Annotated in this window: 14 protein-coding genes and 3 tRNA genes; 8 read left to right on the forward strand and 9 right to left on the reverse strand. The window is 68.1% G+C overall.

Translation table 11 applies throughout. The features are described 5' to 3' along the window. Positions 1-4: 4 nt before the first annotated feature. The gene (locus tag ABZ855_RS32350; protein WP_360812942.1) at positions 5-508 is read right to left on the reverse strand and encodes a hypothetical protein; all 504 of its coding nucleotides are present in this window, start codon (positions 506-508) and stop codon (positions 5-7) included. 188 nt (positions 509-696) lie between these two features. Between ABZ855_RS32350 and ABZ855_RS32355 the strand changes: the two genes are divergently transcribed. The 6 genes from ABZ855_RS32355 (at position 697) to purM (ending at position 6376) form a co-directional block, all read left to right on the forward strand. After that, positions 697-1617 carry a helix-turn-helix transcriptional regulator gene (locus tag ABZ855_RS32355; protein WP_319213201.1) on the forward strand — a complete coding sequence of 307 codons (921 nt, stop codon included), beginning with the start codon at positions 697-699 and terminating at the stop codon, positions 1615-1617. Beyond that, complete coding sequence (locus ABZ855_RS32360; protein ID WP_360812944.1) at positions 1614-1814, forward strand: DUF397 domain-containing protein; 201 nt, start codon at positions 1614-1616, stop codon at positions 1812-1814. Before ABZ855_RS32355 ends, ABZ855_RS32360 begins: the two co-directional genes overlap by 4 nt. A gap of 7 nt (positions 1815-1821) precedes the next feature. Then, positions 1822-2646 (forward strand): sterol carrier family protein, encoded by an 825-nt coding sequence (locus ABZ855_RS32365; protein ID WP_360812946.1) that lies wholly within the window; start codon positions 1822-1824, stop codon positions 2644-2646. Positions 2647-2731: 85 nt separating this feature from the next. Further along, the gene (locus ABZ855_RS32370; RefSeq protein WP_360812948.1) at positions 2732-3592 is read left to right on the forward strand and encodes an META domain-containing protein; all 861 of its coding nucleotides are present in this window, start codon (positions 2732-2734) and stop codon (positions 3590-3592) included. A gap of 94 nt (positions 3593-3686) precedes the next feature. Then, positions 3687-5216: an amidophosphoribosyltransferase gene (purF, locus tag ABZ855_RS32375; RefSeq protein ID WP_360812950.1), complete on the forward strand. Its 1530-nt coding sequence runs from the start codon at positions 3687-3689 to the stop codon at positions 5214-5216. A gap of 53 nt (positions 5217-5269) precedes the next feature. Then, the gene (purM, locus tag ABZ855_RS32380; RefSeq protein ID WP_360812952.1) at positions 5270-6376 is read left to right on the forward strand and encodes a phosphoribosylformylglycinamidine cyclo-ligase; all 1107 of its coding nucleotides are present in this window, start codon (positions 5270-5272) and stop codon (positions 6374-6376) included. 252 nt (positions 6377-6628) lie between these two features. Here purM and ABZ855_RS32385 read toward each other — a convergent pair whose 3' ends face one another. Together ABZ855_RS32385 and ABZ855_RS32390 are read right to left on the reverse strand one after the other, a co-directional pair. Then, positions 6629-6895 carry a DUF3073 domain-containing protein gene (locus ABZ855_RS32385; protein ID WP_319213195.1) on the reverse strand — a complete coding sequence of 89 codons (267 nt, stop codon included), beginning with the start codon at positions 6893-6895 and terminating at the stop codon, positions 6629-6631. Between the two features lie 299 nt (positions 6896-7194). Next, positions 7195-8289: a Glu/Leu/Phe/Val dehydrogenase dimerization domain-containing protein gene (locus ABZ855_RS32390; protein WP_360812954.1), complete on the reverse strand. Its 1095-nt coding sequence runs from the start codon at positions 8287-8289 to the stop codon at positions 7195-7197. A 242-nt stretch (positions 8290-8531) separates the two neighbouring features. Between ABZ855_RS32390 and ABZ855_RS32395 the strand changes: the two genes are divergently transcribed. Together ABZ855_RS32395 and bldC are read left to right on the forward strand one after the other, a co-directional pair. After that, positions 8532-9383 carry a hypothetical protein gene (locus ABZ855_RS32395; protein WP_360813052.1) on the forward strand — a complete coding sequence of 284 codons (852 nt, stop codon included), beginning with the start codon at positions 8532-8534 and terminating at the stop codon, positions 9381-9383. A gap of 512 nt (positions 9384-9895) precedes the next feature. Then, positions 9896-10102: a developmental transcriptional regulator BldC gene (gene bldC / locus ABZ855_RS32400; RefSeq protein ID WP_003949541.1), complete on the forward strand. Its 207-nt coding sequence runs from the start codon at positions 9896-9898 to the stop codon at positions 10100-10102. A gap of 445 nt (positions 10103-10547) precedes the next feature. Here bldC and ABZ855_RS32405 read toward each other — a convergent pair whose 3' ends face one another. The 6 genes from ABZ855_RS32405 to ABZ855_RS32430 form a co-directional block, all read right to left on the reverse strand. Continuing rightward, positions 10548-10751: a DUF6274 family protein gene (locus ABZ855_RS32405; RefSeq protein ID WP_360812956.1), complete on the reverse strand. Its 204-nt coding sequence runs from the start codon at positions 10749-10751 to the stop codon at positions 10548-10550. 423 nt (positions 10752-11174) lie between these two features. Next, positions 11175-11249: transfer RNA gene (locus ABZ855_RS32410), tRNA-Asp, on the reverse strand. Positions 11250-11343: 94 nt separating this feature from the next. Further along, the gene (gene hrpA / locus ABZ855_RS32415) at positions 11344-15375 is read right to left on the reverse strand and encodes an ATP-dependent RNA helicase HrpA (protein WP_360812958.1); all 4032 of its coding nucleotides are present in this window, start codon (positions 15373-15375) and stop codon (positions 11344-11346) included. Positions 15376-15430: 55 nt separating this feature from the next. Further along, positions 15431-15760 carry a hypothetical protein gene (locus ABZ855_RS32420; protein ID WP_360812960.1) on the reverse strand — a complete coding sequence of 110 codons (330 nt, stop codon included), beginning with the start codon at positions 15758-15760 and terminating at the stop codon, positions 15431-15433. Positions 15761-15908: 148 nt separating this feature from the next. Next, positions 15909-15982: transfer RNA gene (locus tag ABZ855_RS32425), tRNA-Phe, on the reverse strand. Positions 15983-16013: 31 nt separating this feature from the next. Then, positions 16014-16088: transfer RNA gene (locus ABZ855_RS32430), tRNA-Asp, on the reverse strand. Positions 16089-16122: the final 34 nt, after the last annotated feature.

Genomic DNA, 16122 nt, shown 5'->3' on the forward strand with positions numbered 1-16122 from the left:
GCGGTCACGTTCCCATTTTCTTCGGTTCGGCGCAGTCCTTGCACGCGTACGAGGTCCAGCCCGGCCCCGTTCCCTGGTCGACCGTGGGCAGGGCGACCATCGCCGTGCTGGTGGGCTGTTGGCAGATGGCGCACAGGCGGGTCCTGTGCAGGCACGCCGAGCACATGCGGCCGGTGTTCTCCAGGGTGCCGTAGCGCAGGAAGGGGGCGCGGCCGACCTTGCAGATGTCGCAGAGCGGCTCGGTTTCGACGTCGGCGGTGACGACGTCCCCCACGCGGCACTGACGCTCGGTGCAGTCGGCGATGCGTACCCAGAGGAGGTCGCCGTCCTCGGCGTCGGCGTTCTCGTAACCGGATCCGACCTGCACGACGACGCCCTCGACGGGCTCGGGCGCCTCGCGCTTGCGGAGGGCGGGCGGGACGTAGGTGGTTCCGCGGACCCGGTCCCCTACGAGGAAGGGGCCGTCGGTGAGGGGGAGGCGCTGGGGGTGGGGAGGGGGAGTGGTCATGGGGACAACGGTTCCGTCGTTCCAAGGGCAAAACAATCGAACGTAGAAATTCCACGAGAACTGGCAAATGCCGGAAAGTTGGGATGCTGCTGCGCAAGGTGGACACAAGCTGCCACACTCGATGCACAGACCGTGACTTGGTGGGCACAGGGCGTCAAGTGACAGGCATAGTCGTACTGTTGGCGGGCATGACCGCAGAAGGGGCGGGCACGGTGGCAACGAAGACGGGGCCGACGATCCGGCGGATGCAACTCGGTCAGGAGCTACGGAGGCTGCGACAGCAAGCAGCCCGCGATGACGGAGACGGTCAGGGGCTGACCTTGGCTCAGGCGGTACGAGGTCTGGGGTTCACCGAGTCGAAGCTGTACCGAGTCGAGAACGGCTTGACCAGCCTCCCCAAGGTGCAGGACCTCAAGGAGCTGCTGGACCGCTACGGGGTCATGGACTCCGACGACGTGGAGTTCCTCCTGGAGATCCACAAGAACTCGCTGAACCGGGGATGGTGGTCGGTCTACCGGAGCCTGATGCCGTCGGGATTCGGCATGAGCGTCGGCCTCGAAGGCGACGCCAAGATCCTCCGCGTTTACGAACCATGCGTGCTGTACGGCCTGTTCCAGACCGAGGCGTACGCCCGGGCCCAGTTCGAGATCGCCAAGCCCATCGACGAACGGACGACCGAGTTCGTCGAGCGGAACATCGAGATCAGGATGAGGCGCAAGCAGATCATCACCCGGTCCGACCGCCCGGTGGAGGTGCACGCGATCCTCGAAGAGGCCGCTGTGCGACGCGTCTACGGCGGCCCGGACGTGATGCGCGAGCAGTACGCGCACCTCGCGGAACTCTGCGCATTGGATCATGTGACCGTGCAGATCCTCCCGCTGTCGCAACCGGTGTACCGGGCGCCCGAGAGTTTCGTGCTCATGGAGTTCGAGCCGCCGCTGCCCACCGTGGTCAGCAAGGACGGTCAGGACACCGTCAACCTGACGGACAAGGACACGGAACTGTGGCGCTTCTCGCGCCGGTTCGACGCCATGCGGGCCGGGGCGCCGAGCCCCCGGGAGACCTCCGACCTCCTGCAACGACTGGCACGAGAGATGGAACAACCATGACCACTGACCCCACGTCGGAAGCCACCTGGCAGAAGTCCACCTACAGCAACGACTCGGGCGGCAACTGCGTAGAAGTCGCCCACCCCGCCCCGACCCCCGCCCACATAGCCCTCAGAGACTCCAAACACCCCCAAGGCCCCGCCCTCCTCCTCCCCCGCCAAGCCTTCACCGCCCTGCTCGACCACCTCCGGAGCTGACCCCCCGATGCCCCCGGCCAAAAAGCCGAAGTCCCGCACCCGCAGCTACGACCCCGCCAAGACCCGCGCAGCGATCCTCACCCAGTACGACAACATCCGCTCCGCCATCCGCACACTCACCCCCGACCAGCTCACCCTCCCCACCCGCCTCGGCGACTGGACCGTCCACGACCTGGCCGCGCACGTCACCATGGCCATGGAGACCGTCAGCCGAAACCTGGACCGGGACGAGCCGGAGAAAGCCGACCTCGGCCTCCTCGACTGGCCGTTCGCCACGGCCTCCCGAGCCGCCGACATCGCAGAGGGCACCCGAGAGCTGGCAGCCGCCCACCCCGACCTTGACTCCCTCAACGCCCTCTACACCCGCACCGAAGAACGCCTCACCCAACGCCTGACCGGCATCGGCGAAGCCCCCGGCACCCGTCGGCTCGCCACCCGGACCGGCGCCATGACCCTCGCCGACTACCTGGTCACCCGTACCGTCGAGCTGGTCGTCCACACGGACGACCTGAACGACGCCGTCCCTGGCCTCGGAATCCCGTACGACCGCCAGGCCCTGGCCACCTGCACCCGCCTCCTCGCCGACGCCCTCGCCGCGAAGGCGCCGGGCGGCTCGACGGAGGTGCGGATCCCGCCGTACGCCGTGGTGCAGTGCGTAGAGGGGCCGAGGCACACCCGTGGCACCCCGCCCAACGTCGTCGAGACCGACCCGCTGACCTGGATCCGCCTGGCCACCGGCCGGGTCCAGTGGGCCGACGCCCTCGACAAGGCCCAGGTCAGCGCGAGCGGCGAACGAGCAGACCTCGCAGCCCTACTGCCCCTCATGGCCTGACGGCACCCCGTACGGAGAATCCGCAGCCCCCTCCGAACTACAGCCGGGCGGGGAACCGCCCACCCACCCCTTCCGTCCCAACGGCATGAACACGCAGCGACTGACGAGCGTCAGCCTCAGCCTCCTCACCCTGGCCGTACTCCCCTTCGCCGCAGCGTGCGGCAGTGAGAAGAGCGGCGACAGCCAGACCGTCGGGTCGGGAACCGGGTCGGGAACCGGAACGACGACATCGGGGTCACCCGATGTCACCGGCATCCACTGGAAGGTCGAGGACCTGACCGTCGACGGGAAGAAGAGCGCCGCGCCCGCCGGCGCCTACCTCCGGATCGCCAAGGACGGCGAGGTCAGCGGCAACTACGGCTGCAACAGCTTCGGCGCCACCGCCAAGGTCGACGGCGACGACATCGCCCTCGGAACGGCCCGCTCGACCGACATGGCCTGCGGGGATGATCGGATGACCTTCGAGGGCGCCTTCTCCAAGGCCCTCACCGGCGGCACCCTCACCGCCCAGGTCAAGGGCGACGGCGAGCAGCAGCTCACCCTCACCACCAAGGCCGGCGCCACCATCCACCTCACCGAGGAGAAGGCGTCCTCCCTCTACGGCACCAAGTGGACGGTCACGACGGTCGGTGAAGCCGGAGCCGACTCCGGCGTCAGCCCGCTGCCGTCCGCCGCCGACACCTATCTCGTGTTCGATCAGAAGAAGGGGACCGTCCGCGGCAAGGCTGGTTGCAACAACGTTTCTGCGAAGGCGACGGTCAGCGACGGCGCTATCACTTTCGGCAGCCCGGCGACCACCCGAAGGATGTGCGACGCCTCACTCATGAAGGCCGAGAGGGCCTTCCTGAAACTCTTCGACGGCAAGACGGCCTACAAGATCGATCACCGTAGCCTGTCCCTGACCAGCGAAAACGGGACAACCGTCGCCGCGACCGTCGCCGACTGACCCTCTACCGCAGTTCACACCCCCGCAGGGCCGGTGTGTCACAGTCGCATTCCCTAATTCGGACCAGTGGTCGATCTCGCCTACACTCGGTGGCGTGCCACGTGGTGACGGTCGACTCAGTCATGATCTGCTCCCCGGCGAGAAAGGCCCCCAGGACGCTTGCGGCGTCTTCGGGGTCTGGGCCCCCGGTGAAGAGGTCGCCAAGCTCACTTACTTCGGGCTCTACGCCCTGCAGCATCGAGGCCAGGAATCCGCGGGTATCGCGGTAAGCAATGGCTCGAAGATCCTCGTCTTCAAGGACATGGGACTTGTCTCCCAGGTCTTCGACGAGACCTCGCTCGGCGCCCTCAAGGGGCATATCGCGGTCGGTCACGCCCGCTACTCGACGACTGGCGCCTCCACCTGGGAGAACGCCCAGCCCACCTTCCGGGCGACCGGCCACGGCTCCATCGCCCTCGGCCACAACGGCAACCTCGTCAACACGGCGCAGCTTGCCGAGATGGTCGCCGACCTGCCCAAGCAGCACGACGGCCGCACCCCGCGCGTCGCGGCGACCAACGACACCGATCTGCTGACGGCCCTGCTGGCCGCCCAGACCGACGACGACGGCAAGCCGCTGACCATCGAGGACGCCTCCGCGCGGATCCTCCCGCAGGTCAAGGGCGCCTTCTCCCTCGTCTTCATGGACGAGCACACGCTGTACGCCGCCCGCGACCCGCAGGGCATCCGCCCCCTGGTCCTGGGCCGGCTGGAGCGCGGCTGGGTGGTCGCCTCCGAGTCCGCCGCCCTGGACATCTGCGGCGCTGCCTACGTCCGCGAGATAGAGCCGGGCGAGTTCGTCGCCATCGACGAGAACGGTCTGCGCACCTCCCGATTCGCGGAAGCGAAGCCCAAGGGCTGTGTCTTCGAGTACGTGTACCTGGCCCGCCCGGACACCGACATCGCCGGCCGGAACGTGTACCTCTCGCGCGTCGAGATGGGTCGGAAACTGGCCAAGGAAGCCCCGGTCGAGGCCGACCTGGTGATAGCGACCCCGGAATCCGGCACCCCGGCCGCGATCGGCTACGCCGAGGCCTCCGGAATCCCCTTCGGCGCCGGCCTCGTCAAAAACGCGTACGTCGGACGTACGTTCATCCAGCCCTCCCAGACCATCCGGCAGCTCGGGATCCGGCTGAAGCTGAACCCGCTGAAGGAAGTCATCAAGGGCAAGCGCCTGGTCGTCGTCGACGACTCGATCGTGCGCGGCAACACCCAGCGCGCGCTCGTGCGGATGCTCCGCGAGGCGGGCGCGGCGGAGGTCCACATCCGGATCTCCTCTCCCCCCGTGAAGTGGCCCTGCTTCTTCGGCATCGACTTCGCGACCCGGGCCGAGCTCATCGCCAACGGCATGACCATCGACGAGATCGGCACCTCGCTGGGCGCCGACTCCCTCTCGTACATCTCCATCGACGGCATGATCGAGGCGACCACCATCGCCAAGCCGAACCTGTGCCGTGCCTGCTTCGACGGCGAGTACCCGATGGACCTCCCGGACCCCGAACTGCTCGGCAAGCAGCTCCTGGAGACCGAGCTGGCCGCAGGGCCCGCCGCCACGGCCGCGTCCGACGCGATCCGCCGCCCGTAAGCAGCCGTAAAACCTGCTTCACGAGCCGTACGAACACGAAAGTTCTCACCCTCATGTCTGAGACCACTGAGACCCCTGGGACCGTTGGTGCCGCTGGTACCACCGGTGCCAGCTACGCGGCCGCCGGCGTCGACATCGAAGCGGGCGACCGCGCCGTCGAGCTGATGAAGGAGTGGGTGAAGAAGACCCAGCGCCCCGAGGTCCTCGGCGGCCTCGGCGGCTTCGCCGGCCTCTTCGACGCCTCCGCCCTCAAGCGCTACGAGCGCCCGCTGCTCGCCTCCGCGACCGACGGCGTGGGCACGAAGGTCGACATCGCCCGGCAGCTCGGCGTGTACGACACGATCGGCCACGACCTGGTCGCCATGGTCATGGACGACATCGTGGTGTGCGGCGCCGAACCGCTGTTCATGACCGACTACATCTGCGTCGGCAAGGTCCACCCCGAGCGCGTCGCCGCGATCGTCAAGGGCATCGCCGAGGGCTGCGTACTGGCCGGATGCGCCCTGGTCGGCGGCGAGACGGCCGAACACCCGGGTCTGCTCGGCCCGGACGACTTCGACGTGGCCGGCGCCGGTACGGGCGTCGTGGAGGCCGACCGGCTGCTCGGCGCGGACCGCATCCGTACGGGTGACGCGGTGATCGCCATGGCGGCCTCCGGGCTTCACTCGAACGGGTACTCGCTCGTCCGCCATGTCCTCCTGAACCAGGCCGGCCTCTCCCTGGACGCGCACATCGAGGAGTTCGGCCACACCCTCGGCGAGGAACTCCTCGTCCCCACCAAGATCTACTCCCTGGACTGCCTGGCCCTCACCCGCACCACGGACGTGCACGCCTACTCGCACATCACCGGCGGCGGCCTGGCAGCCAACCTGGCTCGAGTGATCCCGGACACCCTGCACGCCACCGTGGACCGCTCCACCTGGGCCCCGGCGCCGATCTTCGACCTGGTCGGCAAGACGGGCTCGGTAGAACGCCTGGAGCTGGAAAAAACCCTCAACATGGGCGTAGGCATGATCGCCATCGTCCCCCAGGACGCAGCGGACACGGCCCTCACCACCTTGGCGGACCGAGGCGTAGAAGCCTGGGTAGCAGGCGAAATCACCGACCGGGGCAACCACCAGACAGGCGCAGCCCTGACCGGCACCTACGCAACCAGCTAGCCCGAAGGGGGAAAGGGGGCCGACGCAGCCGCCCCCTTTCCAGGGGCGCGGGGAACTGCGCGACCAACCCCCACGCACCCGCACCCGCCAACCCACACGAGCCCCCCACCCTTTAGGCGCCCCCCGCCCAACCCCAGTGGAACGGCAACGCACGAAACCCGGTCCGGTGCCAATGGCCCCGAACCGGGAGAGGTGCGGCTGATAACCAACAGGAAGAAAACAACCTGCTCAGCGCGCCGCAGGCGTCACGCGTCAAGCCCCACGGCGTTGCTGGGACGACGCGGGACCTGAGGACTGGTCGTCCTCGTCCTCATCGTCGTCGTTGTAGAGATCCGCGTACTGAGCGTACGGGTCGTCTTCTTCCTCGTCGTCGTCCTCGAACGGCTCGCCATTCGGCGGCTGGCTCGAAGTCGAAGCGCCCAGCTCATTGGCCAGACGCGAGAGGTCAGTCCCGCCGCTGCTGTACTTCAGCTGGCGGGCGACCTTCGTCTGCTTGGCCTTTGCCCGGCCGCGCCCCATGGCTCGACCCCCTCGGATACGGGGCTCGGTGGCCCCAGAGTCTTGACACGCGTTCATGATCTGGAACGGGCTCTCCGTGGAGAGACCGGTCCGTAGGGCTTCCACGGTACCTGAGCCCACGCACATACGGTACGTCGCCCACAGGACGTGGCGGTGCCCAGAACCCGCGAGGTGCCCTGTACTCGCTGGTCAACCGCGATTTTAACCACTTCTCGGCGGCCGACCCGCCGACGGGAGTGAGAGTTCTCTCCAACACCCCGTCGGCAGGTACCTCGCGGGCCCCCGGGGAGGGCCCCGGACTACCGGCTCCGGCGGGCCTCGGACATCCGCTGCTCGGCGATCCGGTCGGCCGCGGCGGCCGGCGGAATACCGTCGGTCTTCGCACGTGCGAAGATGGCCAGCGTGGTGTCGTAGATCTTCGCCGCCTTCGCCCTGCACCGCTCGAAGTCGAACCCGTGCAGCTCGTCGGCCACCTGGATCACGCCACCGGCGTTCACGACGTAGTCGGGCGCGTAGAGGATCCCGCGGTCCGCGAGGTCCTTCTCGACGCCCGGGTGCGAGAGCTGGTTGTTGGCCGCCCCGCACACCACCTCGGCGGTCAGCACGGGCACGGTCTCGTCGTTGAGCGCTCCGCCGAGCGCACAGGGGGCGTAGATGTCGAGCCCGTCGACCCGGATCAGCGCGTCCGTGTCCGCGACGGCCATGACGTTCCGGTGCCGCTCGGTGATCCGCCGTACGGCGTCCTCGCGCACATCGGTGACGAAGATTTCGGCGCCCTCCGCCACCAGGTGCTCCACGAGGTGGTGCCCGACCTTGCCGACGCCCGCGATGCCGATGCGCCTGGCCCGCAGCGACGGGTCGCCCCACAGATGCTGGGCGGAGGCCCGCATCCCCTGGTAGACGCCGAAGGCGGTCAGCACGGACGAGTCGCCGGCCCCGCCGTTCTCCGGGGACCGTCCGGTCGTCCAGCGGCACTCGCGCGCGACCACGTCCATGTCGGCCACATACGTACCGACGTCGCACGCGGTGACGTACCGACCGCCGAGCGAGGCCACGAACCGGCCGTACGCGAGAAGCAGCTCCTCGCTCTTGACGACGTCCGGATCGCCGATGATCACGGCCTTGCCGCCGCCGTGGTCCAGACCGGCCATGGCGTTCTTGTAGGACATCCCGCGCGCGAGGTTCAGCGCGTCGGCGACGGCCTCCGCCTCGTTCGCGTAGGGGTAGAAGCGCGTACCGCCGAGGGCGGGGCCCAGTGCGGTGGAGTGGATGGCGATCACGGCCTTGAGGCCGGTGGCCCGGTCCTGGCAGAGCACGACTTGCTCATGACCCCCCTGCTCCGAGTGGAACAGGGTGTGCAGTACATCAGCAGGCGCGCCGGTTACGTCGGTCACTGTGGTGACTCCAGGGAAGTAGCGGCGGGTGGGGCCGGGGCCCGTACGGGTGGCGGGCCTCCGTGGGCATGAGGGTAAAGCTCCTCCCCGGCCCGCGTATGCCAACCGTCCCCGCAGTGCCAAGGATCACCCACCGGTGCCATGGAAACGAACGACGGTTTGCATAATTTTCCCGTGCTGCTGTGTGCTGTTCTCACGGGTTTTCCAGGTCGTCCAGGGGGGAGGGAGCAGGCGTGCCCAAGGTGCCCAAGGTGTCCTCGGTGATCGTTCCGTACGCGTCCTACTTGCGCGTCTACGAGCCGTTGGCGGCCTTCCCCGAGCCCGAGCGCAGCCACTGGGCGCGCTACGCCCGACGGTCCGACCGGCCCTCGTACCAGGACGAACTGCGCCGCTCCCTGGCCGACTTGCTGCCCACCCCGCCGGTCGCGGTGCCCGTGCAGGAGAGCGCCGACGCGTTCGTGACCGAGGTCGAGGGCGTGCTGTGCGTCTGCCCCTGGCGCACCCGGCTGCGCGGCTGGCAGGCGCTGGGCGGGCTGGCGGAGGAACTGCCCCTCCCGGTCCTGGACGCCGTCCTGCCACCCCTCGTACGCCACCAGGCGGCCCAGGACTACGAGCGCTGGCTGATCCGCAACCCGGACGCCCGCCCGTGGATCCGCACGGCGACCTGGCAGGTCCCGCTGAACTGGTTCGTCCTCGTGTCCGACGAGGAGCGCGAGTACGACGAGGGCTCGGGGGCCGACGGGGACGTGGCGCCCGTGCTGCGGTACCGGACGCCCATGGTGCAGGCGCGGCGGCGCGTGGCGCGCGGGCTGCGGACCCTGCGCGACAGCCTCGACGAGGGGCCGCTCATCGACGGGCTGCTGGACGTCGGGCGCTGGCTGGAGGAGTTCCATCCGCGCTCGCTGGTCGAGCTGGACTACGGCGGGCTGGTGCATGTGCTGCCGGCCGGCGATCTGGCGGGGGACCACTCGGCGGCGGACGTGGCGGCGGGCATCGACGCGCTGCGCGCGGGGGACGCCGAGTCGGCCGGGGAGGCGTACGGGCGGCTCGTGGAGCGGTGGCGGGCGGTGCGGGACCGACGGTCCGCCAACTGACGTTTCGTCAAAGAAGGGCACCCTGGAACGTGAGTTCCATTTCTGTGGGACGCTCTTGGGGCTGCCGTGGGACGTAGGTCCCGATCCGGGCGTTTGTGTCAAGCGTGACGGACCGCACGTACAGGTGGCTTGCGTCCCTTGCCCCTCCTCGTGCCAAAATAGGACAAGGAGTCCGGGGGAGGCTCTATCTGCCCAACTATGGGTGGAATCTCAGCATTGCACGCTATGGGGGGTCTCGTGACTCCTGATCGCCACTGTGACTGATCGTCACAGTGGCGTGACTGTCCGCTATGGCATGGTCCATTGGCTTCCGTCGCCGATGGACGCCTGCAAGGGCAATTCCATCGGTTTGGCCTACGCGGTTGGACAGATGGTGTAGTTGTAGTGCCGAGGACAAGCCGTTCGTCCTATAACCGACTCGACCCGCATCCGCCATTTCGGGCAACGCGGGTCAAGGTGCAGAATTTAGAGGAATGAACCGAGAAGGTTCGGTTCTCCCGAGGAGGCCGCTCATGACCGCTCGCACCCCTGATGCCGAGCCGCTGCTGACCCCGGCTGAGGTCGCCACCATGTTCCGTGTTGACCCCAAGACGGTGACGCGGTGGGCGAAGGCCGGCAAGCTCACGTCCATCCGGACGCTCGGCGGACACCGCCGTTACCGCGAGGCCGAGGTCCGCGCCCTGCTTGCGGGTATTCCGCAGCAGCGCAGCGAGGCCTGACCACTGAATAGTCGGACGAACCGGCAGGTCCCCCAACTATCGGCCGCGCCGTCCGACTGGCAACACCAGCAGTACCAGCACCATCCGCAAGACCAGCACCACCAGTAAGACACCGCTCCGAGCGACGCGGGTCCTGCCCCAACAGGCCCCACGCCCAACGTAGTTCCATCAGTTCCACAGCTTCAAGGGTGCGTCGTTTCAGATCGCGCTGGACTCCGCCGGGTCCAGCGCGATCTTTTTTGTGCCCCCGAGTGGGGTGGCACGGGGTGCTGTGAGCGGGCTTGTTGGAGTCTGAGGGGGACGTGTCGGAAGCCGTCCGGAGCTGGTGCAATTGCACATATAAAATTGACCGGTTGTAGGAGACCGGTAAGAACCCTCATTTTGAAAACTCATGCAGTGACACCGGTCACACGCCGCGCGCCTTGTTGACGGTACGGCGCAGGTGTTAAAGGGAACCGCCGTTGGCACTCGGTGTCTCGTCCGGCGCGTCGTCGGCCGTCGGCTCCGCCTCGACGCAGCGCTCCATCGCGAGCCTCTGTAACCGGTGGCAGATCGCGCAGTGCCGCATGAGGTGCGGGTACCCGCTGGCGGCCGACAGGTGTGCCCGGAGCAGAGCACGTGTCTCATACCGTCGCGCGGTCGCCGCCATACGCCACCTCCGGAAGGGGGACAGGGCATCGAAGGCCCTGCTCCCTGGGTACCGGTGGCGGACGGCGCCGTCAATACGGCGAAACGCGAGAGGGCCCGAGTCGTGAGACTCGGGCCCTCTTCTTTCTTGCGGTCCTGACGGGATTTGCTGCATCTGATTGCGGCTCCGCCGCGGGCGCGGCCTCCACCTTGGCAGGCCGGCGAGCGGGTTGATGGCGGGGTTGCGGCACGAGTAAGGCCCGCGTCCGTTGTCGGATGCGGGCCCTCTTCTTTCTTGCGGTCCTGACGGGATTTGCTGCATCTGATTGCGGCTCCGCCGCGGGCGCGGCCTCCACCTTGACAGGCCGGCGAGCGGGTTGATGGCGGGGTTGCGGCACGAGTAAGGCCCGCGTCCGTTGCCGGATGCGGGCCCTCTTCTTTCTTGCGGTCCTGACGGGATTTGAACCCGCGGCCTCCACCTTGACAGGGTGGCGAGCACTCCAAACTGCTCCACAGGACCAGGTTTCGCGGCACTTGATGTTGCGCTGTGCTGCGAAAAGAGACTGTACAGGAGGGTGAGCCCGGGGTCGAACTCACCCACCGTGCACCGGTCGTTACGGAACCTGGGCGTCGATCGCCTTCACGATCCGCTTGTCCGACACCGGGTACGCCGTGCCCAGTGCGTGGGCGAAGTAGCTGACCCGCAGCTCCTCGATCATCCAGCGGATGTCCGTGACCGCCGAGGGCACCGGGCGCCCCTTGGGCAGCTGCTCGAGGAGCCACGCGTACTCGTCCTGCATCTCGTGCACCTTCTCCATGCGGGTGGTGTCCCGCTGGACGTTGGTCGGCATCTGCTGCAGGCGCCGGTCCACGGCCACGAGGTAGCGCATCAGGTCGGGCAGCCGGCGCAGACCGGTCGCCGTCACGAACCCGGGCCGTACGAGGGCGTCCAGCTGCGTCCGTACGTCCGTCAGGTTCGGGAGGAGCACGGCGCTGCGTACGCCCTTCAGGCGGCGCTCACAGGCCTGCCAGGCGGCCAGCACCTGCTGCACCTGGCCCACCGTACGGACCGTCGTGTCCACGATCTCCGCGCGGACCTTGTCGTACAGCTTCCGGTGCGACTCCTCGTCCCACGCCGGGCCGCCGAAATCGGCGATCAGCTTGTCGGCCGCGGCCATCGCGCAGTCGTCGAACAGGGCCTGGATCGAACCGTGCGGATTCGCCGACAGCGCGAGCTTCTGAACATTCGTCAACTTCTCGGAAGCGAACTTCGCAGGGTTGACCGGGATGTTGCGCAGAATGAGCCGCCGGCTGCCCTTCCACATCGCCTGCTGCTGCTCGGCCTCGGTGTCGAAGAGGCGTACGGAGACGGTGTCGCCGTTGTCGACCAGCGCCGGGTACGCCTTCACCGGCTGGCCGGCCCTGCGTGTCTCGAAGAGCGGGGCCAGGGTGCCGATCGACCAGTCCGTCAGGCCCGTGCGCTCCAGGGACTCCCCGCCGGCGCGTTCCGCGGTGGCCGCGGCGGCCTGGGAGATGGCCTGGCGGGCCTTCGGCTTGAGCCGCAGGCGCAGTACCTCGAGGTCCTTGTCCTCGGCCAGCTTGCGGCGCCGCTCGTCGACGATCCGGAAGGTGACCCGGAGATGGTCCGGGATGCGGTCCCAGTCGAAGTCGTCGGCGGTGAAGGGGACTCCGACCATGCGCTTCAGCTCGCGGGCCATGGCGCTGGTGAGGGGCTCCTGCAGCGGGGCCGGGGTGGCGGCCAGGAAACGCTGGGCGAAGTTGGGCGCCGGCACGTAGTTGCGGCGGATCGGCTTGGGCAGGGAACGGATCAGCTCCGTCACCAACTCCTCGCGCAGGCCCGGGATCTGCCAGTCGAAGCCCTCGTCCGTGACCTGGTTCAGCACCTGGAGCGGGATGTGGACGGTGACCCCGTCGGCGTCCGCGCCCGGCTCGAACTGGTACGTCACCCGGAACTTGAGCCGCCCCTGGTGCCAGGAGTCCGGATAGTCGTCCTTGCTGACGTCACCGGCGCGCTCGTTGATGAGCATCGCCCGCTCGAAGTCGAGGAACTCGGGCTGCTCGTGCCGCTTGTGCTTCCACCACGAGTCGAAGTGGGCCCCGGAGACCACGTGTTCGGGGACGCGCTCGTCGTAGAAGTCGTAGAGGGTCTCGTCGTCGACCAGGATGTCCCGGCGGCGGGCCCGGTGCTCCAACTCCTCGACCTCGGTGAGGAGTCGGCGGTTGTCGGCGAAGAACTTGTGGTGCGTCCGCCAGTCGCCCTCGACCAGCGCGTTGCGGATGAACAGCTCACGGGACGCCTCCGCGTCGATCCGCCCGTAGTTCACCTTCCGCTGGGCGACGATCGGTACGCCGTACAGCGTCACCTTCTCGTACGCCATCACGGCCGCCTGGTCCTTCTCCCAGTGCGGCTCGCTGTACGTGCGCTTCAGGAGGTGCTCGGCGAGGGGCTCGACCCACTCGGGCTCGATGCGCGCGTTGACGCGGGCCCACAGCCGGGAGGTCTCCACCAGCTCCGCCGACATCACGAAGCGCGGGGGCTTCTTGAAGAGGGCGGAGCCGGGGAAGATCGCGAATTTGGCGTTGCGGGCCCCGACGTACTCGTTCTTGCCGGAGGTGCCCCGGGCACTGTCGCCGGTCGTCGTGGACGCTCCGGTGGCCTTCGTCGGTACGTCCTTCATCCCGATGTGGGAGAGGAGGCCGGCCAGGAGGGAGACGTGGACGCTCTGCTCGGGGGCGTCGTCCTCGTTGGTGTGGATGCCCATCTGGCGGGCCACGGTACGGAGTTGGGTGTAGATGTCCTGCCACTCGCGGATGCGCAGGAAGTTCAGGTACTCCTGCTTGCACATCCGCCGGAACGACGACGAGCCCCGCTCCTTCTGCTGCTCACGGATGTACCGCCAGAGGTTGAGCAGCGCGAGGAAGTCGGACGTCTCGTCCTTGAAGCGGGCATGCTGTTGGTCGGCCTGCGTCTGCTTCTCGGCGGGCCGTTCGCGCGGGTCCTGGATGGACAGCGCGGCGGCGATCACCATGACCTCGCGGACACAGCCGTTCTTGTCGGCCTCCAGGACCATTCGGGCCAGGCGGGGGTCGACGGGCAGCTGCGCGAGCTTGCGGCCGGTGTCCGTGAGCCGTTTGCGCGGGTCCTTCTCGCTGGGGTCGAGCGCGTTGAGCTCCTGGAGGAGCTGGACGCCGTCACGGATGTTGCGGTGGTCCGGCGGGTCGATGAAGGGGAACTTCTCGATGTCGCCGAGACCGGCGGCGGTCATCTGGAGGATGACGGAGGCGAGGTTCGTCCGGAGGATCTCGGCGTCCGTGAACTCCGTACGGGCCTCGAAGTCGTCCTCGCTGTAGAGGCGGATGCAGATACCGTCCGACGTACGGCCGCAGCGGCCCTTGCGCTGGTTGGCGCTGGCCTGGGAGATCGCCTCGATGGGCAGCCGCTGGACCTTGGTGCGATGGCTGTAGCGGGAGATACGGGCGAAGCCCGGGTCGATGACGTACTTGATGCCGGGCACGGTGAGCGAGGTCTCGGCGACGTTGGTCGCCAGAACGATCCTGCGCCCGGTGTGTGGCTGGAACACGCGATGCTGCTCGGCGTGCGACAGGCGGGCGTACAGGGGCAGTACTTCGGTGAACCGGTAGTTCTTCTTGTTGAGCGCGTCCGCGGTGTCGCGGATCTCGCGCTCGCCGGAGAGGAAGACGAGGATGTCGCCCTTGCCCTCGCCCTGGAGTTCCTCGACGGCGTCGCAGATCGCGGTGATCTGGTCGCGGTCGGAGTCCTCCGAGTCCTCTTCGAGGAGCGGGCGGTAGCGGACCTCGACCGGGTACGTACGGCCTGACACCTCGACGATGGGTGCGTCGCCGAAGTGCCGGGAGAAGCGCTCGGGGTCGATGGTCGCCGAGGTGATGACGACCTTCAGGTCCGGGCGCTTGGGGAGGAGCTGGGCGAGATAGCCGAGCAGGAAGTCGATGTTGAGGGACCGCTCGTGGGCCTCGTCGATGATGATCGTGTCGTAGGCGCGCAGCTCGCGGTCGGTCTGGATCTCGGCGAGCAGGATGCCGTCCGTCATCAGCTTGATGACCGTCGCGTCCTGGTTCACCTGGTCGGTGAAGCGGACCTTCCAGCCGACGGCCTCGCCGAGGGGCGTGTCCAGCTCGTCGGCGATCCGCTCCGCGACCGTACGGGCGGCGATACGACGGGGCTGTGTGTGCCCGATCATGCCGCGTACGCCCCGCCCGAGTTCCACGCAGATCTTCGGGATCTGCGTGGTCTTCCCGGAGCCGGTCTCACCGGCGACGATGACGACCTGGTGATCGCGGATGGCGTCCGCGATCTCGTCCTTCTTCTGGCTGACCGGAAGCTGTTCGGGATAGCTGACCGAGGGCACACGGCTGCGCCGCTCGGCCATCCGCAGTTCGGCCTTCGCGACCTCCGCCTCGATCTCGGCGAGGACCGCGGTTCGGGCTTCCGGCTTACGGATCCTGCGCGCACCTTCGAGCCTGCGCCCGAGCCGGTGCGCGTCGCGCAGGGACAGCTCGGTCAGGCGGGGGGCGAGATCGCCGAGGGCGGGAGCGCCGGGCGCGCGGTCACCGGGGCCGGGGGCGGAGGCGGGTTGCGTAGACATACGCGATCCAGGATCTCACCTCGGCCAAATGACTGGCGAACCCTTTTGGCCCGTCTCAGTCGGCGGACGGGGCGGGCACCGGGGGAGTCGTCGGGGCCACCGGGGGCATCGTGCGGGCGCTGGTGTCGCCGAGGGCGATCGACTTCGCCGTGTTGGACACCGCCTTGATGCTCAGATAGGCGGTCGTCATCGTGCTGACCGCGGTGAACGCGGCGGTCAGGATGCCGACGATCACGGCGGAGTCGCCGTGCAGCCGCCACACACCGAAGATCGCCACGCCGGCTATCGCGACGTTGCTGGTGACGACCGCCAGGAGCCCGTACAGGGCGCGGCTCCTCTCCAGCCCGTCATGATCCTGCCTGGCACTTGCCTCACCCTGAGCCATCGTCCCCGCCCCACTGCGTACGTTCCGCCGACCAGCCAGAACGTAGCGCCGCCCGGAACGCGTGCCAAGCGTGGGCACGACAAAGGGCGCGTGAGGCGAAGGGTGGTCACGACAAAGGCCCCGTCCGATGGACGGGGCCTTTGGGTTGTGGCTGGGGCCGGGGTCGAACCGGCGACCTATCGCTTTTCAGGCGATCGCTCGTACCAACTGAGCTACCCAGCCACGAGGTTTCACGTGAAACATGTAACCTCAGCGGTCCTGACGGGATTTGAACCCGCGGCCTCCACCTTGACAGGGTGGCGAGCACTCCAAACTGCTCCACAGGACCTTGCTGTTGTGTGCGACGTAAGTCTTGCACACCG

This window comes from Streptomyces sp. NPDC047042, from assembly GCF_040644035.1.
Classification (GTDB): domain Bacteria; phylum Actinomycetota; class Actinomycetes; order Streptomycetales; family Streptomycetaceae; genus Streptomyces.